General features: G+C 58.8%; 23 protein-coding genes. 18 read left to right on the forward strand and 5 right to left on the reverse strand.

The window, feature by feature from the left end; genetic code table 11:
• Window positions 1–9: 9 nt before the first annotated feature.
• On the reverse strand, window positions 10–2166 hold the full coding sequence (locus B9Z45_RS01320) for an indolepyruvate ferredoxin oxidoreductase subunit alpha (protein ID WP_108405433.1): 2157 nt from the start codon (window positions 2164–2166) through the stop codon (window positions 10–12).
• A gap of 97 nt (window positions 2167–2263) precedes the next feature.
• On the opposite strand from B9Z45_RS01320, the gene B9Z45_RS01325 reads away from it, so the two are divergent.
• Window positions 2264–3184 (forward strand): LysR family transcriptional regulator, encoded by a 921-nt coding sequence (locus tag B9Z45_RS01325; protein ID WP_199221813.1) that lies wholly within the window; start codon window positions 2264–2266, stop codon window positions 3182–3184.
• Between the two features lie 14 nt (window positions 3185–3198).
• Window positions 3199–3525 (forward strand): thioredoxin family protein, encoded by a 327-nt coding sequence (locus B9Z45_RS01330; RefSeq protein WP_108405518.1) that lies wholly within the window; start codon window positions 3199–3201, stop codon window positions 3523–3525.
• A gap of 4 nt (window positions 3526–3529) precedes the next feature.
• On the opposite strand, the gene B9Z45_RS01335 is transcribed toward B9Z45_RS01330, so the two are convergent.
• Window positions 3530–3787 carry an oxidoreductase-like domain-containing protein gene (locus B9Z45_RS01335; RefSeq protein ID WP_108405435.1) on the reverse strand — a complete coding sequence of 86 codons (258 nt, stop codon included), beginning with the start codon at window positions 3785–3787 and terminating at the stop codon, window positions 3530–3532.
• Window positions 3784–5136, reverse strand: a complete 1353-nt coding sequence (guaD, locus tag B9Z45_RS01340; RefSeq protein WP_108405436.1) for a guanine deaminase — start codon at window positions 5134–5136, stop codon at window positions 3784–3786. The genes B9Z45_RS01335 and guaD overlap by 4 nt, the downstream gene beginning before the upstream one ends.
• Before the next feature lie 187 nt (window positions 5137–5323).
• Between guaD and B9Z45_RS01345 the strand changes: the two genes are divergently transcribed.
• From B9Z45_RS01345 to B9Z45_RS01380, 8 genes are all read left to right on the forward strand, one after another.
• Window positions 5324–6886, forward strand: coding sequence for an ABC transporter ATP-binding protein (locus B9Z45_RS01345; protein ID WP_108405437.1), 1563 nt, complete (start codon window positions 5324–5326; stop codon window positions 6884–6886).
• Window positions 6873–7946, forward strand: a complete 1074-nt coding sequence (locus B9Z45_RS01350; protein ID WP_108405438.1) for an ABC transporter permease — start codon at window positions 6873–6875, stop codon at window positions 7944–7946. The genes B9Z45_RS01345 and B9Z45_RS01350 overlap by 14 nt, the downstream gene beginning before the upstream one ends.
• Window positions 7946–8866, forward strand: a complete 921-nt coding sequence (locus tag B9Z45_RS01355; protein WP_108405439.1) for an ABC transporter permease — start codon at window positions 7946–7948, stop codon at window positions 8864–8866. The genes B9Z45_RS01350 and B9Z45_RS01355 overlap by 1 nt, the downstream gene beginning before the upstream one ends.
• A 44-nt stretch (window positions 8867–8910) precedes the next feature.
• A complete protein-coding gene (locus B9Z45_RS01360) occupies window positions 8911–10050 on the forward strand; it encodes a BMP family ABC transporter substrate-binding protein (RefSeq protein WP_108405440.1) in 1140 nt (379 codons plus the stop codon).
• 176 nt (window positions 10051–10226) lie between these two features.
• Window positions 10227–11453 (forward strand): benzoate/H(+) symporter BenE family transporter, encoded by a 1227-nt coding sequence (locus B9Z45_RS01365; RefSeq protein ID WP_108405441.1) that lies wholly within the window; start codon window positions 10227–10229, stop codon window positions 11451–11453.
• Between the two features lie 120 nt (window positions 11454–11573).
• On the forward strand, window positions 11574–12857 hold the full coding sequence (locus B9Z45_RS01370; protein WP_108405442.1) for a malonyl-CoA decarboxylase domain-containing protein: 1284 nt from the start codon (window positions 11574–11576) through the stop codon (window positions 12855–12857).
• Between the two features lie 117 nt (window positions 12858–12974).
• Entirely contained in the window at window positions 12975–13400 is a 426-nt protein-coding gene (locus B9Z45_RS01375) for a heme-binding protein (protein WP_108405443.1), read from the forward strand.
• A gap of 4 nt (window positions 13401–13404) precedes the next feature.
• A complete protein-coding gene (locus B9Z45_RS01380) occupies window positions 13405–14358 on the forward strand; it encodes an NAD(P)-dependent oxidoreductase (RefSeq protein WP_108405444.1) in 954 nt (317 codons plus the stop codon).
• Here B9Z45_RS01380 and B9Z45_RS01385 read toward each other — a convergent pair.
• Together B9Z45_RS01385 and B9Z45_RS01390 are read right to left on the reverse strand one after the other, a co-directional pair.
• The gene (locus B9Z45_RS01385) at window positions 14348–14848 is read right to left on the reverse strand and encodes a carboxymuconolactone decarboxylase family protein (RefSeq protein WP_108405445.1); all 501 of its coding nucleotides are present in this window, start codon (window positions 14846–14848) and stop codon (window positions 14348–14350) included. The genes B9Z45_RS01380 and B9Z45_RS01385 overlap by 11 nt on opposite strands.
• A 10-nt stretch (window positions 14849–14858) precedes the next feature.
• The gene (locus B9Z45_RS01390) at window positions 14859–15836 is read right to left on the reverse strand and encodes a tripartite tricarboxylate transporter substrate binding protein (protein WP_108405446.1); all 978 of its coding nucleotides are present in this window, start codon (window positions 15834–15836) and stop codon (window positions 14859–14861) included.
• Between the two features lie 184 nt (window positions 15837–16020).
• Here B9Z45_RS01390 and B9Z45_RS01395 point away from each other — a divergent pair, with 184 nt between their 5' ends.
• The 8 genes from B9Z45_RS01395 (at window position 16021) to B9Z45_RS01430 (ending at window position 22446) form a co-directional block, all read left to right on the forward strand.
• Entirely contained in the window at window positions 16021–16254 is a 234-nt protein-coding gene (locus B9Z45_RS01395) for a hypothetical protein (RefSeq protein WP_108405447.1), read from the forward strand.
• 2 nt (window positions 16255–16256) lie between these two features.
• Window positions 16257–17306 carry an adenosine deaminase gene (locus B9Z45_RS01400; RefSeq protein ID WP_108405448.1) on the forward strand — a complete coding sequence of 350 codons (1050 nt, stop codon included), beginning with the start codon at window positions 16257–16259 and terminating at the stop codon, window positions 17304–17306.
• A gap of 24 nt (window positions 17307–17330) precedes the next feature.
• On the forward strand, window positions 17331–17909 hold the full coding sequence (locus tag B9Z45_RS01405; protein ID WP_108405449.1) for a helix-turn-helix domain-containing protein: 579 nt from the start codon (window positions 17331–17333) through the stop codon (window positions 17907–17909).
• A 21-nt stretch (window positions 17910–17930) separates the two neighbouring features.
• Window positions 17931–18731 carry a metallophosphoesterase gene (locus B9Z45_RS01410; RefSeq protein WP_108405450.1) on the forward strand — a complete coding sequence of 267 codons (801 nt, stop codon included), beginning with the start codon at window positions 17931–17933 and terminating at the stop codon, window positions 18729–18731.
• A 17-nt stretch (window positions 18732–18748) separates the two neighbouring features.
• On the forward strand, window positions 18749–19042 hold the full coding sequence (locus B9Z45_RS01415; protein ID WP_108405451.1) for a YciI family protein: 294 nt from the start codon (window positions 18749–18751) through the stop codon (window positions 19040–19042).
• 157 nt (window positions 19043–19199) lie between these two features.
• On the forward strand, window positions 19200–20309 hold the full coding sequence (locus B9Z45_RS01420; RefSeq protein ID WP_108405452.1) for a BMP family ABC transporter substrate-binding protein: 1110 nt from the start codon (window positions 19200–19202) through the stop codon (window positions 20307–20309).
• A gap of 72 nt (window positions 20310–20381) precedes the next feature.
• A complete protein-coding gene (dcd, locus tag B9Z45_RS01425) occupies window positions 20382–20951 on the forward strand; it encodes a dCTP deaminase (protein WP_108405453.1) in 570 nt (189 codons plus the stop codon).
• Between the two features lie 40 nt (window positions 20952–20991).
• Window positions 20992–22446, forward strand: a complete 1455-nt coding sequence (locus B9Z45_RS01430) for a DEAD/DEAH box helicase (RefSeq protein WP_108405454.1) — start codon at window positions 20992–20994, stop codon at window positions 22444–22446.
• Window positions 22447–22449 lie beyond the last annotated feature (3 nt).

Here is a 22449-nt window from a genome sequence, read left to right on the forward strand (position 1 = left end):
GGTGGGGCTTCAGGCAGGCTGCATCCAGCGTGTGGCCAAGCCCTGCCAGCGTGCCCACAGGCGTTCGTGCCATTGGGGGTTTTGCACCACTTCAGCGCGGTAAAACGAGGGGCACAGTGTGGCCGCGTGAGCGTTTTCACCGCACAGGCCGCAACCCACGCAACCGTCGATCACGGTAGCCACGGGGTCAACCTTGAGCGGGTCGGGGTTGTCCTTGAGCGTCAGGGTTGGGCAGCCCGACAAGCGAATGCAGGCGTGGTCGCCATTGCACACATCTTCGTCAACGCCGTATTTCACGCGTTCTACGCGCTCACCTTTGGACAGCAGCGAGGCCAGCCAGGGCTTGATGCGGCGCTGGCGCTCGAGCTGGCATTCGCCTTCGGCCACGATCACCTTCAAGCCCTGAAATTCGGTGGTGAAAGCTTCGGTCAATGTCGCCTGCATCTGGCTGACTTCGTAGGTGTTCACTGTGCGCAGCCACTGCACGCCCAGGCCCTTGAGGGTGGACTCGATGGTCTGGTTGGTGTGCACCATGCTTTGGCGTTTGTCGCCCGCCAGTTCTTTGGCGATGTCGGTTGGCGTGTTGATGATGTCTTGCGTGCCCGTGGCCGAGGTGTAGCCGTTTTTGAAGATCAGCAGCACCGCATCGTCGCCGTTGAACAGCGCACTTTGCACACCTGTCAGCAAGCCGTTGTGCCAGAAGCCACCGTCGCCCATGACCGACAGCACACGGCGCTTCATGAGCGGTGAAACGCCAGCCCGGCTGGCCAGGCTCATGCCGTATCCCAAAATCGAGTGGCCAAAGGAAAACGGCTCGAAGGTGGCCAACGCATGGCAGCCGATGTCCCCTGCAATGTGCACGGGCCCCACATCTTGTTGCGCCAGTTTGAGCGCTGAGAAAACTGGGCGCTCGGGGCAGCCAATGCACATGCTGGGCGGCCGCGCGGGTACGGGGCTGCCCAACAGGGTTTGCACTTGCTGGCGGCGCTCGCCATTGGTGTGCAGCCACTGCCGTGTGGCGACGGGCACCGCGTCGCTTTGGTGGTGGTCCAAAAACTTCAGCAGGCCCTGGGCCATGACTTCGGCGGTGTACTCGCCGCCCGAGGGCAGCATGTCTTTGCCATGCAAAGGGGTTTGAATGTCCAGGCGCCGCAGCATCAGGGCCAGTTCTTGTTCGATGTATTCGGGCTGGCCTTCTTCCAGTAGCAGCACCGCCGATTTGCCCTTGCAGAAATCCACCAGCTCGTCCGGCACCAGCGGGTAGGTCACGTTCAGCACCAGCACCGACAAGCTGGTGACGCCAAAGGCATCGGCCAGGTCAAACTGTTGCAAGGCACGAATGAGGGTGTTGTACAGGCCGCCTTGAACGATCAGCCCCAGATGCCGGTGATCGCTGCCTTCAAAGTGCTCATTCAGACTTTGTTCAGTGATGTATTGGCGTGCAGCGGGCAGGCGGTGCTCGACCTTGCGTTTTTCTTGCGCAAAGGTCACTGGCGGGTGTGCCAGGCGCATGTAGTTAAAGCTTGCGGGTTCTTCGAGCAGGTTCTTTTTGGACAGCTTGGGGGCCAGGTTATCCATGGCCACAAACTGGCCGCGCACATGACAGGCCCGGATGCGCAGCTCCATCATCACGGGCATGTTGGAGGCTTCAGACAACCTGAAACCATGTTCCACCATGTTGACCATCTGGCCCAGTTCCGGGCGCGGGTCGAGCAGGCACATGCCTGACTTGAGGGCGTAGGCGTGCGTGCGCTCCTGGATCACGCTGGCGCCTTCGCCATAGTCTTCGCCCACCACGATCAGCACGCCACCGGTCACGCCCGGCGATGACAGGTTGGACAGGGCATCAGCCGCCACGTTGGTGCCGACAATCGACTTCCAAGTCACCGCGCCGCGGATCGGGTAATGGATGGATGCACCCAGCATGGCGGCAGCTGAGGCTTCGTTCGCGCAGGCCTCCACATGCACACCCAACTCGTCCATGTAGGGCTTGGCCTGCACCATCACATCGAGCAGGTGCGAAACGGGTGCGCCCTGGTAGCCGCCCACATAGCTCACACCCGATTGCAACAAGCCCTTGGTGATGGCCAGAATGCCTTCGCCATGAAAGACCTCGCCTTCGCCCATGCGCAGGGCTTTGATTTCTTCGTGAAACGAAACTTCCAAAACAAGCTCCTTGCGTTGTAGGCCATGCTTTGCACGGACTCTTGGTTCATTTTACGTATAAGTGCATAAAATATTGAGAATAAATGGTATGCGCCAAATGAATATCAAAGACCTTGACCTGAACCTGTTGCGTTTGTTTGATGCGGTGTGGCGCACGCGCAGCGTCAGCCTGGCGGCGCAGCTACTGGGCATGTCCCAGCCTGCTGCCAGTCAGGGTCTGGCCCGTTTGCGGGCGGTGCTGGGCGATGCCTTGTTCGAGCGCAGCGGTACGGGTGTGCGGCCCACGCCCCGTGCCGACAGGCTGGCGCAGGCAGTGCAGTTGGCCCTGGGCACGATCGAAGAAGCGCTCAATGTTTCGCAGTTGTTTGACCCGATGCGCTCGGTCCGTGTGCTGCGTGTGCATTTGAGCGACATCGGCGAGGCGCGGTTTTTGCCGGAGCTGGTGTTGGCCATGCAACGCCACGCGCCAGGCATGCGGCTTGAAGCCAGGCCGCTGGCGCACGACAAAATCGGCCCGGCGTTGGACAACGGGCAGCTGGACCTGGCCATCGGCTTTTTGCCCGAAGTGACCGACACCTTGCAACAACCCCTGCTGAGCGACCGCTACGTGGTGCTGATGCGTCAGGGGCATCCAGTGGCACTGCGCTGGAACCAGCTGCACAAAGACAAAAATACATCGCCCGATGTCGCGCACGCCATGCTGGCCGAACTCGAATTTTCCGCTGTGCGAACCCATGCAGACACCTTGCGCATCCTGGAGTTGATGCATTGGCAGCACCGCTTGCGCTTGACGGTGAGCCACTTCCTGTCGCTGCCGGCCATCGTGCGCAGCAGCGACTTGGCGGTGTTGATGCCGCGTAATTTTGCGCAAGGCTTCGCGCAGGCGGGTGCGCTGGCCATCATCGAGCCCGATTTGCCCTTGCGCGATTTCACGGTGTCCATGCACTGGAGTCCGCGCTTTGACAAAGACCCCTGCTTGCAGTGGTTGCGTGCTACTGTGGCCCATTTGTTCGGCTGAATCCAATGCAAGCCATGTCCAATTTCAAACCTTACCTCAGCGCCATCGAGGCCCCCAGCCTGGCCGATGTGCAAGCCATGCCCGGCACGACGGTGCTGGAATTCGGCACCGAATGGTGCGGCCATTGCCGCGCCGCCCAGCCGCTGATAGCCCAGGCCTTGGCTACATCAAGTGATTGGGCGCACCTCAAAATCGAAGACGGCCCGGGCCGAGCGCTGGGGCGCAGTTTGAAAGTCAAGCTCTGGCCCACACTGGTTTTTTTGCGCGACGGGCAGGAAGTGGGGCGATTGGTTCGGCCCACGACCGCAAAAGAAATTCAGACCGCGATGTCAATGGCTTAGGGTTTCAAGCCACCTTGATCAATGGGCCACTGGCCAGCAAGGCCCCAGCATCCTCGTACCAGAACATCAGCGCGTCGTCGTAGCTTTCCCATACGCAACCATTGCAGCCTCGACCGCAGCACGATGTGGGCTCGGGTGGGGGTTCTCGGAAGGCGTGGCCTGCAGCCTGCAGGCGTTCCTGAAACTTGGCGATGCCCCGACGCACGGACTCGCGCTGGGCCAGGTTGGGGTCGATGATGGGGTGCTCGTTGTCGGCGGTCATGCTCTATTGTCTGACACGGCCTGTCCCTGCACCACCGTGTGCGCCACCAGCCGTTCATCGCCCAGCACGATCATGGCAAACAGCCATTCGGCCAGTGTTTCGGTCTGTGCCGTGCGGCGCGCCAGCAGGGGCGTGGCCTTGGGGTTGAGCACCACAAAGTCAGCTTCGCAGCCGGGCAGCAGGTTGCCCACTTTGCCGCCCAGGTCCAGTGCAGCGGCGGCACCTGCGGTGTGTTGCCACCACAGGTGTTCAGGTGCCAGGCTGAAGCCGGGGCGGCCGATGCCCGCAATTTCTAAAGTTTGTCGTGCCACCGTGTAGGCCGCGTGCATGGTGTGGAAGGGGCTGAAGCTGGTGCCACCGCCCACATCGCTGGCCAGGCCATAGCGCAGACCCGCTGTATCCGATGCGGCATAGTCAAAAAAGCCGCTGCCCAGAAACAAGTTGCTGGTGGGGCTGACAGCGGCGCTTGCACCCGCTTCTGCCATGTGGCGGCGGTCGGTTTCGTCCAGATGGATGCAGTGTGCATAAATGGCGCGCTGGCGCACAAGGCCTGCGCGGTCGTAAACGTCGAGATAGCTGCGTGCCTCGGGGAAAAGTTCATGCACCCAACGGATTTCGTCGATGTTTTCGGCCACATGCGATTGAATCCACACATCAGGGAACTGTTGCGCGATTTCGCCTGCGCCATGCAGTTGGTCGGGGGTGCTGGTGGGGGCAAAACGCGGGGTGATGGCATAGCCGAGTCGGTCTACACCGTGCCAGCGGGCAATCAGGGCTTCGGTCTGGCGCAGGCTGAGCGCTGTATCGGTGTCGCGCAGCCCATCGGGGCTGTGTCGGTCTTGCAGCACTTTGCCGGTGATCATGCGCAGGTGGCGCTTTTGTGCCTCGGCCATGAACACATCGACGGATTCGGGGTGTGCGGTGGCAAAGCACAGTGCGGTGGTCACGCCATGGCGCATCAGCTCGTCCAGAAAGAAAGCGCTGACTTCGTGTGCGTAGGCAGGGTCTGAAAATTGCTTTTCGTGCGGAAAGGTGTAGTGCTCAAGCCAGGGCAGCAGGCCATCGGCGGGCGAGCCGATCACATCGGTTTGCGGGTAGTGGGTGTGCAGGTCGACAAAGCCCGGCGCCATACACAGCCCTGGCCAGTGGGTGATGGGCAGGTCGATGAAGGACTCTTTGATCGAGGCATAAGGCCCGATGGCGACCACCCTTGCGATGCCGTCTGCGCTGCGGCCTGTGACCAGCAGCCCATCTGTTTCGTGTTGGGCGAGGGGGGTTTGCGGGTCGGGAAACCACAGCAGACCAGCGCGCCAGCCATGAAGTTCGGTCAATGTGGTGTCTGGGGGCATGTGGCAGGGCAGGTGAACTCGAGGCGGTGTGGGGTGTAAAGCAGGGGCAAATCCGGGGATGCGCTGGCACCTGCCGGTGGTACATTGTGCGGCAATCTCCTCGCTTGCAAACCCACCGGGGCGGCATCGCACAGGCCTGCTGCACGGACTTTGTATCTGATTTATCTGGATTTCCAATCTCCCCGACATGACCACACCCCTCTTGTCTTTGCAAGGCATCACCAAGCGCTACCCCGGCGTGGTAGCCAATCAGGATGTGTCGCTCACCGTGCTGCCCGGCCAGGCCCATGCCGTGCTGGGAGAAAACGGCGCGGGAAAATCCACCCTGATGAAAATCATCTACGGCTCGGTCAAACCCGATGAGGGGCAGGTGTTCTTCAAGGGCCAGCCGGTTCGCATTCGCAACCCGCAAGAAGCCCGCAAGCTGGGTATCAGCATGGTGTTCCAGCACTTCAGCCTGTTTGACACCCTCACCGTGGCCGAGAACGTCTGGCTGGGGCTGGACAAGTCGCTGACCCTGATCGAAGTGACTGAGCGCATCGCGGCCAAGGCCAGCGAATATGGCTTGGACCTGGAGCCCAATCGCCCGGTGCACACCCTGAGCGTGGGGGAGATGCAACGGGTCGAGATCATCCGTGCTTTGCTCACCGAGCCGCAATTGCTGATCCTGGACGAGCCGACATCGGTGTTGACGCCGCAGGCGGTCGACAAGTTGTTTGTGGTGCTCAACAAGTTGGTCAGTCAGGGCTGCAGCCTGCTTTACATTTCGCACAAGTTGCACGAAATCCGGGCATTGTGCAGTGCTTGCACCGTGCTGCGCGGCGGCAAGCTCACGGGGGTGTGTGACCCGCGTGAGGAATCAAATGCCTCGCTCAGCCGCCTGATGATCGGTGCTGAGCCTCCGGCTTTGGCACATGTATCGCGTGCGCCGGGCGAGGTGATTTTGTCGGTGCAGGGGCTGAACCTGACGCGACAAGATCCGTTTGGCGTAGACCTGGACAGCATCAATCTGCAGGTGCGTGCAGGCGAGGTGGTGGGCCTGGCCGGGGTGTCGGGCAATGGGCAGAAAGAATTGATGTGGGCCTTGTCGGGCGAAGACATCCGCGCAGGCGTGCAATGCGGCGCAGCCAGTGTCAGCTTGGCGGGCCAGGCAGTGGCGGCCTTGGGGCCAGTGCCGCGCAGGCAAATGGGCCTGCACTTTGTGCCCGAAGAGCGCCTGGGCCGGGGCGCTGTGCCCTCGCTCAGTCTGTCGCAAAACCTGCTGCTCACCCGCAGCGAGGCCCTGGGTGCAGGTGGTTGGCTGCACGTGGGGGTGTTGGCCGATCAGGCCCGCCGCATCATTGATCGTTTCCATGTCAAGGCCTCAGGTCCTGACGCCCCAGCGCAGTCGCTGTCGGGCGGCAATTTGCAAAAGTTCATTGTGGGGCGCGAGATCAGCGCCTCTCCCAAGCTGCTGATTGTTTCCCAACCCACCTGGGGGGTGGATGTGGGCGCGGCGGCGCAGATCCGTGCCGAGATTTTGGCGCTGCGTGACGCAGGTTGTGCGGTGCTGGTGGTGAGTGAAGAGTTGGAAGAATTGTTTGAGTTGTCTGACCGCCTGCATGTGATTGCCAAGGGGCGCTTGTCGCCCTCGGTGGCGCGGACCGAAGCCACGGTGGAACGCATCGGCGAGTGGATGAGTGGCTTGTGGCCCGATGCGGACACTGCTGTGGTGATGGCCCAACCAGGAGATCGCCATGCTGCGGCTTGAACCCCGTCCCCAGGCCTCGCGTCTGTGGACATATGCCTCGCCCTTGCTGGCGCTGGTGCTCACGGTGCTGCTGGGTGTGGCGCTGTTTATGGCGCTGGGCAAAGACCCCGTGCGCGGATTGCAGATGTTCTTTTGGGAGCCCATCAAAACCGGCTACGCCTTGGGCGAATTGATGGTCAAGGCCACGCCACTGCTGGTGATCGCGCTGGGTTTGTCGGTGTGCTTCAGGTCCAACGTGTGGAACATCGGTGCCGAGGGGCAGTTTGTCATCGGCGCGGTCTGCGCTGGGGGCGTGGCGCTGTTGGCCGAGAAAGACACGGGCTGCTGGATCGTGCTGGCGGTGCTGCTGGCCGGGGTGCTGGGCGGCATGCTGTGGGCGGGCATCACGGCGCTGCTGCGCGACCGTTTCAATGCCAGCGAAATTCTGGTCAGCCTGATGCTGGTTTACGTGGCCGACATGGTGCTGAGCTACCTGGTTTATGGCCCCTGGAAAGACCCGGCGGGGTTTAATTTTCCACAGTCCAAAACCTTTGAGTTGGTCACGCAAATTCCGCGTTTGATGGACGGTTCGCGCGTGAGCGGGGGCTTGTTGTTGGCGCTGGTGGGGGCGGGCTTGCTGTGGGTGTTCTTGTTTCGCACGCGGGCGGGCTTTGCCCAGCAGGTCGGTGGTCTGGCACCAGATGCGGCGCGGTACGCAGGGTTTTCTTCGCGCAAGGCGCTGTGGGTGGCTTTGCTCACCTCGGGTGGGGCGGCGGGTTTGGCGGGCGCCCTCGAAGTGGCCGGGCCCATTGGCCAGCTCACGCCTTACGTGCCTGCGGGCTACGGTTTTGCCGCGATCATCGTGGCCTTTGTCGGGCGCTTGCACCCGGCGGGGATGGTGTTGTCGGCGGTGCTGATGAGCATGTTCTACATCGGCGGCGAGCTGGCGCAATCCCGGCTGGGCTTGCCCAAGTCGATCACGGGCGTGTTCCAGGGTTTGTTGTTGTTTTGCTTGTTGGCGTGTGACACTTTGGTGGCTTACCGCCTGCGCTGGGTGGCCCAAAAGATGGGGAGTGTGTGATGGAGTCTTATGCATTGCTGATCGCAGCCACCCTGAGCGCGGGTACCGTGTTGGCGCTGGCCGCTTTGGGTTTGCTCATCAACGAAAAAGCCGGGGTGGTCAACCTGGGGGCCGAAGGCATGATGCTGTGCGCCGCCATTGCGGGATTCGCAGCCGTGGTGCACACAGGCAACGACTGGTTGGGTTTTGCAGCCGGTATGGGCGCTGGTGCTGTGTTGGCGGCCATCTTTGGCGTGCTGGTCATTTGGCTGGGCACCAACCAATACGCCACCGGCTTGGCATTGAGCTTATTTGGCGTGGGTTTCTCGGCTTTTGTGGGCATTGGCTATGTGCAAGAGAAGTTGCCCGAGCGCCCTCACTACGCCATCGCCGGCTTGGCCGACATTCCGCTGGTGGGCCCAGCCTTGTTCAAACAGCACCCACTGGTCTACGGAGCGATGCTGCTGGTGGTGGCACTGGTTTGGTTCTTGTACAAAAGCCGCACCGGTTTGGTGCTTCGTGCCGTGGGCGAGTCGCCAGCTTCGGCGCATGCCTTGGGTTACCCGGTGCGACGCATCCGTCTGGCTGCGGTGGTGACCGGGGGCGCTTTGTGCGGCCTGGCCGGTGCCTACATCTCGGTGAGCTATACCCCGCTGTGGGTTGAGGGCATGGTGGCGGGCAAAGGCTGGATCGCGCTGGCGCTGACCACCTTCGCCACCTGGCGTCCGGCACGGGTCTTGCTCGGTGCTTACCTGTTTGGTGGTGTGACGATGCTGCAATTTCACTTGCAGGGCATGGGCGTTGAGGTGCCCAGCCAGTTGCTTACGGCTCTGCCTTACATCGCCACCATCGTGGTGCTGGCCCTGATATCGCGCAACCCGACCTGGATTCGTGTGAACATGCCCGCCTCCTTGGGCAAGCCCTTTTATCCCGGTTCATAATTGCTTTTTTCCAACCCCCGTAACCCTGTTCAAAAGGACCTGACATGACCGACATCTCCAAGCGCTCCATCGTCAAGATGGTGGCCCTGACCGCTGTGGCTGCCGCCGCACTGGTGGGCTGTGGCAAGAAAGAAGAAGCGCCCAAGGCCGAGGCCCCCGCTGCAGCGCCTGCCAAGGCAGAGCCCCTGAAGATCGCGTTTGCCTATGTCGGCCCTGTGGGCGACGGCGGCTGGACATTTGCCCACGACAACGGTCGCAAGGAAGTTGAAAAAGCCTTCGGTGACAAAGTGGTCACCAGCTTTGTTGAAAAAGTGCCAGAAAGCGCTGATGCCGAGCGTGTGATCCGCGACATGGCCGCCCAGGGTAACAAGCTGATTTTTGGCACCACCTTTGGCTACATGGAGCCCATGCTCAAAGTAGCGGCTGACAACAAGGGCGTGAAGTTCGAGCACGCCACCGGTTACAAAACCGCTGAGAACATGCGCACTTACGACAGCCGCACCTACGAAGGCGCCTACATGGCGGGTGTGATTGCGGGCAAGATGACCAAGACCAACACCCTGGGTGTCGTGGCCTCGATCCCAATCCCTGAAGTCGTGCGCAACATCAACAGCTTCACCATGGGCGCCCAGTCTGTGAACCCGAAGATCAAGACCAAAGTGGTCTGGGTGAACGAGTGGTTCAACCCACCCAAAGAAACCGAAGCGGCCACCTCTTTGATCAACGGCGGTGCGGACGTGCTGATGCAGAACACCGATTCGTCGGCTGTGTTGCAAACGGCTGAAAAAATGAGCAAGCGTGCCTTTGGCTGGGATTCCGACATGACCGCCTACGGCCCCAAGGCTCACCTGGGTTCGGCGGTGATCAACTGGGGTCCTTACTACGTCAAGGCCGTGGGTGAAGCCCTGGAAGGCAAGTGGAGCACCGGCCAAAGCTGGTGGGGCGTGAAAGAAGGCGCGATCGAGATGGTCAACGTCGCCGCTGACGTGCCCGAAGACACCAAAAAGCGCATCGGTGAAATCAAGGCCGGTCTGAAAGACGGCAGCTTCTCCATCTGGAAAGGTCCCATCGTGGACCAGGCCGGCAAGGAAATGCTGGCCAAGGATGCTGTCGCGGACGACAAGTTCCTGGGTGGCGTGATGTTCTACGTCAAGGGCGTGGAAGGCAAGATTCCAGGCAAGTGATGGCAATCTAAAGGGCCTGACATTGCCGACTTGATCGGGGAGCAATCGCCCTCTGACCAGCAGGCCGCCTGACGCAAGTCAGGCGGTTTTTTTATGCGGTTGGCCTCTTGGCGACGGCAAATCTCGGCGGGTTTGATACGCTGGGCACAGTTTCTCTTTTCACAAGGGCCCCTGCTTTGTTCAAACATCTGGAATCTCCCGCAGCTGCGCCCAAAAATGGGCGCCAAATCCGCGCAGACTTTGGCAGCACCTACTTCTCCAATGCCTTGATTGGGTTCATCTTTGCCGCCACGGGGCCAGTGGCCATCATTTTGTCGGTGGGCACGCGCGGTGGTTTGTCACCAGAAGAGCTGGCGTCCTGGGTGTTCGGGGTGTTTTTTGTCAACGGTCTGGTCAGCTTGCTGATGAGTTGGCGTTACACCACCCCTTTGGCTTTTGGCTGGACGATCTCGGGCACGGTGCTGGTGGGGCCGGCCTTGCAGCACCTGAGCTTTGCGGAGGTGATTGGTGCTTTTTATGCCACGAGTGCGCTGATCCTGGTGCTGGGTCTGAGCGGCTGGGTCAAGCGCGTCATGGCCGCGCTGCCCATGCCCATCGTGATGGGCATGGTGGCCGGGGTGTTTTTGCGTTTTGGCCTCGACATCGTGCGTGCGCTGAAAAGCGATGTGGCCATCGCGGCCCCCATGGTGGCTGTTTTCTTGTTGCTGTCGGCCCGGGCCGATTGGGGCAAGCGCTTGCCGCCTGTCATCGGCGCTTTGCTGGTGGGGGCTTTGGCGGTGGCGGTGTCGGGCCGACTCGACGCCTCGGCCGTGGGGCATTTGACTTTGGCGCAGCCCGTCATCCAGGCCCCGGTGTGGTCGTTTGCAGCGATGCTGGAGCTGGTCGTTCCGCTGACCATCACGGTGATGGTGGTGCAAAACGGCCAAGGTGTGGCCGTGCTCAAGAACGCCGGACACGAGCCACCGGTCAACATGATCGCGGTCGCCTGCGGGCTGGGCGCGGCCGTGAGTGCGGTGTTTGGCGCGGTCAGCACCTGCCTGACGGGGCCCACCAATGGCTTGCTCACTTCGTCGGGTGAAAAAAGTCGCCACTACAGCGGGGCGTTGATGTTTGGCGTGCTGGCCCTGTTGTTCGGCTTGATGGCACCCACTTTCACCGGTCTCATGCTGGCCGCACCCAAAGAGTTCATCATGGTGCTGGGTGGTTTGGCCATGCTGCGGGTGTTGCAAGGCGCATTTGTGGCCTCATTTGGCGCAGGCAGGTTTTCGCTCGGCGCATTGGTCAGCCTGCTGGTCACGGTGGCCGATATCGGGCTGTTCAACATCGGTGCGGCGTTTTGGGGCCTGGTGGCTGGGTTTGCAGTGTCTTGGTGGATGGAACGGGGTGACTTTCAGTCGGCCTGATTTAAGCTGGGTGTGTTTTTTTATCTGGAAAGTGCCACAGCCAGCGTGTAAGCTTTGATACGCCAGCCATGCGCAAATTCTGACTGGATCGTCGTCCTTAACGCGCCTGAAGGGGCCACCATGCTGGAACGTTTTCTCCAAAACAAGAAACTCGATGCGGCCAAGCTGACGGCCAAAAAATTGCTCAGTGCTCGGGGTGAGTCCAATGCGCAAAGCATGGCCATCAAGCTGATCGATTGCTACGAACATCTGGACAAGCGCAGCCAGACTGATTTTTTCAATTACCTGTCAAGTGAGTTCAATCCGGACCCGACGCTGGTCGTGGACGCGGCCAACCGCTACAACAACGAGCGCAATGAGTCCAGTCTGATCCACTTGTTTCAGACCGTAGAGCCACCTCGGCAAGAGCTGTTGCGGCGCGTGAACCGGGCCCCTGCGGGCACCGCCACCATTTTGAAAATGCGGCAGACCTTGTTGTCTTATTTGAAAGACCACCCGGCATTCCGGGCTGCAGACTCGGACATGCACCATTTGCTCAGTTCGTGGTTCAACCCCGGGTTTCTCGAGTTGCACCAGATCACCTGGAACTCGCCAGCGCAGCTGCTTGAAAAGATCATCGAGCACGAGTCGGTCCACGCCATCGACGGCTGGGACGACTTGCGCCGCCGTTTGCAGCCGGACCGCCGTTGCTTTGCATTTTTTCACCCGCAGCTTCCCGGTGAGCCCTTGATTTTTGTGGAGGTGGCATTGGTGCCTAGCATCGCCAAAGACATTGGTGGACTCATCAACAAACAGGCGCAGGTGGGCGAGCCAAAAAGTTTCAAGGCTGCCATTTTTTACTCCATCAGCAATTGCCAGCCCGGCCTGAAGGGCGTGTCATTGGGCAATTTTCTAATCAAGCGGGTGGCGCAAAAATTGATTGAGGAAATTCCCTCACTCAAAATTTTTTCCACTTTGTCACCCATTCCAGGCTTCACCCAGTGGCTGGATGCAGGCGCGCCCCTGCCCGAAGAAAAGCTCAGCCCTGCCCAAATGCGCAAATGGCAAGAGGCGCAAAAAAGCCTTGCAGTCGGCAGCATGGGCTGGGCTGAGCGCATCAAGACCGGCTGGCATCCTGAACGTTGTGACGAGGCTGAAAAAGCCGCCCTCATGCGTTTGTGCTCGCTGTACTTGATGTTCAAGACACCTGAACCCCGGGGCGATGCTGTTGGCAAATTCCACCTGAGCAACGGAGCCACGTTGCACCAGATCAATTGGGCGGCTGACTTGTCCAAAAAAGGCCTGCAGCATTCAGCTGGCATCATGGTCAATTATCTGTACGAGCTGGACAAGGTTGAAGAGCAGCACGAGGCCTTCATCAACAAGAGCGTGCGTTATTCACGCGGGGTGGAGCGGTTGGTTTGATGCGTCGGCCATGGCTCGCCAGGGATGAGACTTTTTTGGCTGTAAAAGAGATGACAGGCCCAAAGCCGGGTTCTGATAATCTGGCCCAACTTGTTACCACTCTTCGGAAAGCTGCTCTTGACAAATCTGACTCTGGATCAAGCCACGCAAATTATGCAAGGCGCCATCAAAGCAGCTCGGGCTGCATCCTATAAACCCATGGGCATTGTTGTCCTCGATGCCTCCGGCCAGTTGGTGTCTTTTGCACGTGAAGACGGCGCCAGCATGTTTCGCTTTGACATTGCGCGGGGCAAAGCTTGGGGAGCAGTCGGCATGGGATCGTCCAGCCGAGCGTTGGCCGAAAGGGCGAAAGACAACCCCAACTTTTTCATCGCATTGGCGGCGACAGCTGAAGGCAAGTTCTTGCCTCAGCCTGGTGCTGTCCTGATCAAGGATGCAGAGGGACGCATATTGGGTTCTGCAGGCGCCAGTGGTGGCACGGGCGATGAGGATGAGCTAATTTGCATTGCCGGCATCCAAGCTGCAGGCTTGGTAGCCGGGTGATGCCATGACGGTTTCGACAAAAACAAAGCCTGCTTTGCCACGTGTGGGTATTTTGGGTTTGGGCATCATGGGTGGCACCATGGCCGAGGCTTTGCTCAAGCAAGGCTACACAGTTTGCGGTTTCGACATTGATACCAAAGCCAAGGCACGCTTGAAGCGTGCAGGCGGTTTGTCTTTGAGCAGTGCAGCCGATGTGGCGGGTCAGTCGGACGTGTTGATTGTTTCTTTATCGACTTCCCGTGCGCTGGCACAGGTGACCGAATCGATCGCTTCTGTACCACGCGCACAATGGGCCCGCCCTCCGATTGTCATCGAGACCAGCACATTGCCGATGGACGATAAAGACGCTTGCGCCAAAGCCCTTCGTAAACTCGGCATCACCACCTTGGACGCCCCCATCAGCGGGACTGCCGTTCGGATCAAGGAGCGCGCCTGGACATTTTTTGTCAGTGGCAAGCGAACTGCGTACAACGCGGTCTTGCCTGTCTTGCAGGTTTTCACGGACAAGGTGTCTTATGTCGGGGCCTATGGCAACGGCACGAAGATGAAGTTTGCCGCCAACCATTTGGTCGCCATCTACAACGTGGCTTACGCTGAATCCGTGACGCTGGCCCGCAAAATGGGGCTTGACCCTCAAGAGGTCCTCAAGCTGTTTGGCAACAGCCCTGTGCTGGGCACGGGGGTCATGCGTTTGCGCATGCCCATGATGCTGGATCGCCAGTACAGCCCGCCCACCATGAAGGTCGAGGTTTGGCAAAAAGACATGCAGGTGATTGGTGATATGGCCAAGTCAGTGGGCTGTCCGACACCCCTGTTCTCGACCTGCGCCGCCATCTACACCAGTGCCATGGCCCTTGGCTTGGCGATGGAAGACACCGCGTCGACCGCAGAGGTGATGTCTGCCATGGCGGGCATCGGCTCCGTCAAGCGAAAGGCCAAAAAACCGGTCACGTCTTGAGCTTGACTTTGACCTTAGCTGGGCTTTTCACGGGTTTGGTTTTTGAAGCACTTGGTGGTTTACGGGCTGCTTTTTCTGCGGCTTCGATCAAGGGCAACTCGTCGCGCACAGCCTTGTAAGCGTCCAGCGCGGCAGGGCCCCCGCAGTAAAGAAATGAGTGCAGTATGAGTTCGCGCAACTCTTCACGCGATACGCCGTTGCGCACAGCACCTCGCAAGTGAATCTTGATTTCGGCTGGACGGTTCAAGGCGATGCACATCGACAGCGTGGCCAAACTGCGCTCTTTCAGTGTCAGACCCGGACGAGTCCAGACCTTGCCCCAGGCAAATTCAGTGGCCAGTTCTTGAAATGGCATGTTCAGGTCATCTGCGTTGGCAAATGAGCGCTCGACGTAGTCATCGCCCAGAACTTTTTTGCGCATGGCCAAGCCGGCCTTGTAGCCCTCCGACTTGGCTTGAGTCAAAGATTTCTTGTCGGTGGATTTTTTCATGGTCTGTCTTTCAGTCTGCTTTGATGTTGGCCGAGCGGACGACTGCCCCCCATTTGACGATTTCATCTTTGATGTAACTGGCAAATTGCTCGGGCGTGTCACCCACCGGCAAAGCGCCTTGCTGGTTCAGTTTTTCAGCCACATCGGGCAGTTTGAGAATGTCCACAATTTCACGGTTGAGCCGCATCACGATTTCCTTGGGAGTTTTCGCGGGTGCCACGATGCCGACCCACGAATAGGCTTCGTAGCCCGGCAAGCCGCTTTCTGCAATGGTGGGAATGTCAGAAAGTGAGGGAACCCGCTTGGCGCTGCCGACCGCAATGGCTTTGAGCTGGCCTGATTTCACTTGGTTGATGACGGAAGGAATGCTGCTGTAGAGCATCTGGACTTGCCCGGCCAGCAAATCAGACAAAGCCGGTCCTTGACCTTTGTAGGGCACATGGACGGTTTGTACGTTGGCCATCGAGTTGAAGAGTTCCCCGGCCAGATGACCTGAATTGCCGCTGCCTGGGGACGCGAAAAACAGTTGCTTGGGTTTGGATTTGGCCAGGCTGATCAACTCCAGCGTTGTTTTGGCTTGAACGGAGGGGTGCGTGACCAACAAAAGGGGAAAGTTCACCATGTTGGTGATGGGGGCGAAATCCTTCAGGGGGTCATAGGGCAATTTGTCATACAAACTGGGGTTCACCGCCATCGGGCCTGCGGCTGCCACTGCCAGGGTGTAGCCATCTGCTGGCGATTGCATCAAGGCTTGCAAACCGACAATGCCATTCGCACCAGACTTGTTGTCGATGACCACTTGCTGGCCAAGTCGTTCATTGAGTTTCTGAGCCACCACCCGCGCAATGACATCGTTGCCACCACCCGGTGGAAAAGGAACAATGATCCGGATGGGTTTATTCGGGAAAGTTTGCGCCAGCAAAGGCGTGGCGAAGGTGAGTAAAACGGTGGATAAAAAAGCGATCAGTGGTTTGGCAACGTTGAACATTGAATCTCCGGTAGGCTTGATTGCAAGCTGTCAAATGCACATGCTTGCACAAAGCGCCAGTTGGCCTGTAATTTGAGCGACAAGAACCCGCAGACAGGTCGGCAAACCACGCTTTGGGATGGCGTCTTGTTAGGGCTATGCAAAAAGATAGTTTTTATCAGGTGTTGTGCGTGCAAAATAAGACATGACCCCATCCCTCCTGGTTCGTATCAACGATGGCATTTACGCGCTGCACAACCCATCAGGCCTGCATGTGGGCAACCTCAAGTGGATCAACGGTCAGTGGAAATTCAAGGCTGTCGGTTACGGTCCAAAAGGTGACGTCATCCCGGGCGGTGGACCTTTGACGGATCGGCATAACACCCCTTTTGCGCAACTGGACGAAGCCACCATCCGCACCCATTTTTTCAAGGAGTGACCATGTTCAAAGTCCATGCCGTTTCCCCGGAGCGATTGCCCGAGTTGTTGTGCGTCATGCCCAAGGCCGAGTTGCACATTCACATCGAAGGCTCACTTGAGCCTGAGTTGATCTTTGCCCTGGCTCAGCGCAACGGCGTTAGCCTGCCTTATGCCAACGTGCAGGCGCTGCGCAATGCGTACGCATTCACCGACTTGCAAAGCTTTCTGGACCTGTACTACGCTGGTGCCAGCGTGCTGCTGCATGAGCAGGATTTTTACGACATGGCGTGGACGTATTTTTTGAAAGCAAAGGCCGACCATGTGGTGCGGGCCGAGTTGTTTTTTGACCCGCAAACCCACACGGCCCGGGGTGTGCCCATGGCCAGCGTGATCGAAGGCCTGAGTCGTGCTTGTCGCGATGCCCATACGCAGCTGAACATCAGTGCCGATTTGATCTTGTGCTTCTTGCGCCACCTGTCCGAAGAAGACGCCTTGGCCACGCTGGAAGAAGCCATGCCTTGGCGTGAGCAATTCATCGGCGTGGGGCTTGATTCGAGTGAGTTGGGTCACCCGCCAGAGAAGTTCGCTCAAGCTTTTGCCCGTGCCCGTGAGCTGGGTCTGCATGTCGTCGCCCATGCGGGCGAGGAGGGACCACCCGCCTACATCTGGAGTGCCCTCGATGTTTTGAAAGTGGAACGCATCGACCACGGTGTGCAAGCCATCCACGATGCAGCCCTCATGAAGCGGCTGGCCTACAGCCAGATGCCACTCACGGTCTGCCCGCTGTCCAACCTCAAGTTGTGCGTGTTCAAAAGCCTGGCCGATCACAACCTTGGCCAGATGCTGGATGCCGGTCTTTGCGTGACGGTCAACTCGGACGACCCGGCCTACTTTGGTGGCTATCTGAACGACAACTACCTGCAGACATTTTCCGCCCTACACCTGAACGCGCAACAGGCCTACAAACTGGCAGCCAACAGCATCGAGGCGAGCTTTGCGCCCGAGGCAGACAAGCACCGCTGGATGCATGAGTTGAAAGCGTGTTTTCAAGGGTTTGCGGAGCAAGATTGAGTTTTTGCCTGTCAAAATGGCGAGATGCTCAAGCAAGAATCCCAACACACAGAATGGAAAGAAGCCTGGCGCGGTGACTGCTTGCGCTGGGTTTGCGGATTTGCCAATGCACAAGGCGGACGCTTGCTGCTTGGGGTGAGTGACAAGGGGCAAGGGGCAAGTGGTGGGCTTGTCAGGTGTGGCCAAGCTGCTGGAAGACTTGCCCAACAAGGTTCGCGAATTTTTGCAGCATGCGCGGCGGCGGGCACGCCCAAGCCAGTGCTGCGTTATCACCCCTTCGACATGTGGATGGAGTTCCCTTTTGACCCCGGGTATTTGAAGGTGCTCAGGGCGGGGCAGGGGCAGAGGCAGAGCGAACAAGCCCAAGTCCAAGTCACCCCCGAAGTGGATCGCATGTTGAAGCTGTTCAATGGCGAGATGAGCCGCATTGAATTGATGAGCGCGTTGGGCTTGAAAGGCGAAAAACACTTCCGTGTCCACTGTCAGCAAACGGCTTTGGCCTTGGGCGTTCTGGAGATGACGGTGCCCGATAAGCCCCAAAGTCGGTTTCAAAAATACAGACTGACGCCAGCAGGTCGACGCTGGCTTGCCAGGCAAGCTTGAAACATACCCAAAGGGGGCGTGATGAGATTGGCATTTGTTTCAGATATTCATGGCAATTTAGCTGCTTTAGACGCCGTGATTGCCGACATGAGTCATCGAGAAATTCAGTGTGTGGTGAATCTGGGTGACAGCTTGAGTGGCCCATTGCTTCCCCTTGAGACCGCAGACCGACTTCAAAATTTGCCATGGCTGCATGTCGCAGGTAACCATGAACGGCAGGTGTTGCGCTTACCGGTCGAGCGTCAAAATTTGTCGGATGCATATACATCGGGTCAATTGAATCCGTTTGTCAAAAATTGGTTGGCGTCGCACGCTGACCCAGCGGACCCCCGGCTGCACAGCGCAAAATTTTGGCCTGAACATTTGGGCCATGATGTGGCACTGTGTCACGGCAGTCCTCGCAGCGACATCGAATACTTGTTGGAAACACCCGAAGGCGAGTCTGCCCGATTGGCGAACGTGACAGAAATTGAAGAGCGTTTGGCGGGGCTTGTTCCGGAAAGCATCACCTTGCTAGCCTGCGGTCACAGTCACGTTCCCAGGACGGTTCGTTTGAGATCCAATCTGCTCATCATCAATCCGGGAAGTGTCGGTTTGCCTGCTTACGAGGACGATCACCCTTACCCGTTTTCCAAGTTCCACCGCATAGAGAACGGCAGCCCCGATGCGCGTTATGCGGTGGTCGAAAAATCGGGTGGGGACTGGAGTTGTGAATTGATCAGCGTGGCGTACGACCATGAATCCATGGCGATTTTGGCAGACAAGCGTGAACGACCGGATTGGGCGCATGCCTTGAGAACCGGTTGGATGCCCAGCGTTTGAATTGCGGAGCATTGAACATGTTGTTTGTCGTTTTGTTCACTGATCGACCCGATCAAGCCGCTTTGCGTGCCGCATATTTGCAAGTCCACATTGATTGGGTGGGTGCACACCAAGCGCAAGTGCGCGTGGCTGGCAGTTTGCGCGAGGAGCTTGGTCAGGTGCCCAAAGGTGGTTTATGGATCGTTGAGTCCGAGTCCAAAGAAAGTGTTCATCAACTGATGCAGACTGACCCCTTCTGGACTTGCGGTCTGCGCCAGAGCGTGGAGGTTTTGCATTGGAGCAAAGCGTTGGACCAGCAAGTGCTGGTCTGAGTTTTTCACACGCCGTCCTGTTCTCATGATTTGCTGTTGGCTTTACATGATGCGGCTGACTGATCCGGATAAAGCGGCCATGTAAAATCAGATTAGAAGCTCGCCGCCCCGGCGGGCTTTGTTTTGTTCAATCATCGGGGCCATGTAGAGGACTACCATGTATAAAAACCTCGCTGCCACGCTCGTGGCCGCCTGCTTTTTCTTATCCGCCGTACAGGCACAGACGCCTGCTCAAACGCCAACCCAAACTCCCAAAAAATCCACTGAGCTGATCAAGGCCGGTTTTGTCTATGTCTCGCCCATCACCGAGGCGGGTTGGACCCGGCAGCACGACGAGGGTCGCCAGGCTGTCGAAAGAGCTTTGGGCGATCAGGTCAAGACCACGTTTGTGGCCGATGTGCCGGAGGGCGCTGACGCCGAGCGCGTGATTCGCGACTTGGCCAGACAGGGGCACCAAATCATCTTCACGCCCAGCTTTGGCTACATGGAGCCCACGCTCAAGGTGGCCAAAGAGTTTCCGAACGTGAAGTTCGAATCGGTCACCGGTTTCAAGACGGCTCCCAACGTGGCGGCATCGAACGCCCGTTATTACGAGGGCCGTTTTTTGGCCGGCATCGCCGCTGGTCGCATGACGCAGTCGAATGTGGCCGGTTATGTGGCGGGTTTTCCGATACCTGAGGTGCTGCAAGGCATCAACGCTTTCACTTTAGGCATGCGCTCGGTCAACTCCCAAGCCACCGTCAAGGTGGTCTGGCTGAACGCCTGGTTTGACCCGCCCAAAGAGCGCGAAGCGGCCATGGCCTTGTTCAACCAAGAGGTGGATGTGATTGCTTTTCACACCGGTTCCACGGCAGTGATGGCGGCAGCGCAAGAACGCGGCAAGATGGCTGTGGCCTACCATTCCGACATGCGCAAGGTGGGGCCGGATGCCCAGATCGTGGCCGTGACCCACCAGTGGGGCGATTACTACACGGCACGTGTGAAAGCCGTCAGGGCAGGCACCTGGACTTCAGGCAATGTTTGGTGTGGCGTCAAGGATGGCATGGTCCGGGTGGGCGACTTTGGCCCCAAGGTGCCCAAGGCTGTACAGGATGAAATCCTGGCCAGGCAAAAGGCGGTCGGCACGGGCAAGCTTCTGCCCTTTGCGGGTCCGATCACCGACAACGAAGGCAAAGCGGTTTTGCCAGCCGGACAAGCCTTGACCGATGCCCAGATCCTGAACATGAATTACCTGGTGCAGGGCGTTGTCGGACGGGTTGGCCGATGATCTGCCGCCCGGGTTGGGCCCGGATGCCCAAGTAAGCCCTCTAAAATAGCGCGATTCACACAAAGGCACACCATGAGCATCAAGAGCGACAAATGGATCCGCCGCATGGCTGAGCAGCACGGCATGATCGAGCCGTTTGAGCCTGGGCAAGTCCGCCTCAATGCAGCGGGTGAAAAAATCGTGAGCTACGGCACCAGCAGTTATGGTTACGACATCCGCTGTGCGCCTGAGTTCAAGGTCTTCACCAACATCTACAGCACGGTGGTTGACCCGAAAAATTTCGATGAACGCAGTTTTGTGGACATCGAGGGGGACGTCTGCATCATCCCGCCCAACAGTTTCGCGCTGGCCCGCACGGTTGAATATTTCCGGATTCCGCGCAATGTGCTGACCATTTGCTTGGGCAAAAGCACCTATGCCCGTTGCGGCATCATCGTCAACGTGACCCCCTTTGAGCCCGAATGGGAAGGTTATGTCACCCTCGAATTCAGCAACACCACACCCCTGCCAGCCAAGATTTATGCGGGCGAGGGCTGTGCCCAGGTGCTGTTCCTGGAGAGCGACGAAGTGTGCGAAACCAGCTACAAAGACCGTGGCGGCAAGTACCAAGGGCAGGTGGGCGTGACCCTGCCCAAAACCTGAAATGGGGCCTGCCGGCCCAAAATGCGACAATCACGGGTTAATGACCGATTCTTTTTCAAACTTATCGCTGGCGCCTACGCTGGCACGAGCCGTAGCCGAAATGGGCTACGAATCCATGACCCCTATCCAGGCCCAAGCCATTCCGGTGGTGTTGACGGGCCAGGACGTGATGGGCGCAGCCCAAACGGGCACCGGTAAAACGGCGGCCTTTTCGCTGCCTTTGCTGCAGCGGCTGCTCAAGCACGAAAACCCCTCCACATCCCCTGCACGGCACCCTGTCAGAGCGCTGGTGTTGCTGCCGACACGTGAGCTGGCTGACCAGGTGGCTCAGCAGATCAAGTTGTACGCCAAATACACCCAGTTGCGCAGCACAGTGGTGTTTGGCGGCATGGACATGAAGCCCCAGACCCTGGAGCTGAAAAAAGGCGTTGAAGTGCTGGTGGCCACGCCGGGCCGTTTGCTGGACCACATCGAGGCCAAAAACGCGGTGCTCAACCAGGTGGAATATGTGGTGCTGGACGAAGCCGATCGCATGCTGGACATCGGCTTTTTACCCGATTTGCAGCGGATTTTGAGTTTCTTGCCCAAACAGCGCACCACGCTGCTGTTTTCGGCTACCTTCTCCCCCGAGATCAGGCGCCTAGCGGGCAGTTACCTGCAAAACCCGGTCACCATCGAGGTGGCCAGGCCCAACGAAACCGCCTCCACCGTGGAGCAGCGTTTTTATGCGGCGCAAGACGATGACAAGCGCCGCGTGATTCGCAAAGTGCTGGCCGACCGGGGCATCAAGCAGGCTTTCATTTTTGTGAACAGCAAGCTCGGATGCGGCCGTTTGGCTCGCTCCCTGGAACGCGAAGGCCTGAAAACCGCAGCTCTGCACGGCGACAAGAGCCAGGATGAGCGTCTGAAAGCCCTGGAAGCTTTCAAAAAAGGCGAAGTGGATTTGTTGGTCTGTACCGATGTGGCCGCGCGCGGCCTGGACATCAAGGATGTACCAGCCGTGTTCAACTTTGACGTTCCCTACAACGCTGAAGACTATGTGCACCGCATTGGGCGCACGGGCCGTGCCGGTGCCTCGGGCTTGGCGGTGACCTTGGTGAGCCCCTCGGATACCCGCTTGGTGGCTGACATCGAAAAGCTGATCAAGAAAAAGCTTGAGGTTGAAACACTGCAACTCGAGACCGCTCCACCCACAGGCCCCGCGCCTGAAAAATGGGGTGAGCGTGCCGAGGACCGCCCCCGTGCGCGTGCTTTTGAAGGCCGTCGCAGAGAGCATGACCCCCGTGACGCGCTGGACACGCCGAATGAGCGCCGTGGTGGTTTCCGCCCTGCACCGATCAACCGCGACCCGTTTTTCCAGAAACCTTACGAAGCCCCCACTTCGGACACGCCGCCCAGCTGGGAGCCGATCGGTCCTAAAACCGTTCGCTCATCGATTTCTGCCAACATCAAGCCCAAACGCAAAGTGGCCGCCTTGTTCAAATCAGTCGAGTGATCG

The sequence above is a fragment of the Limnohabitans sp. 2KL-17 genome (assembly GCF_003063415.1).
Taxonomy (GTDB): domain Bacteria; phylum Pseudomonadota; class Gammaproteobacteria; order Burkholderiales; family Burkholderiaceae_C; genus Limnohabitans_A.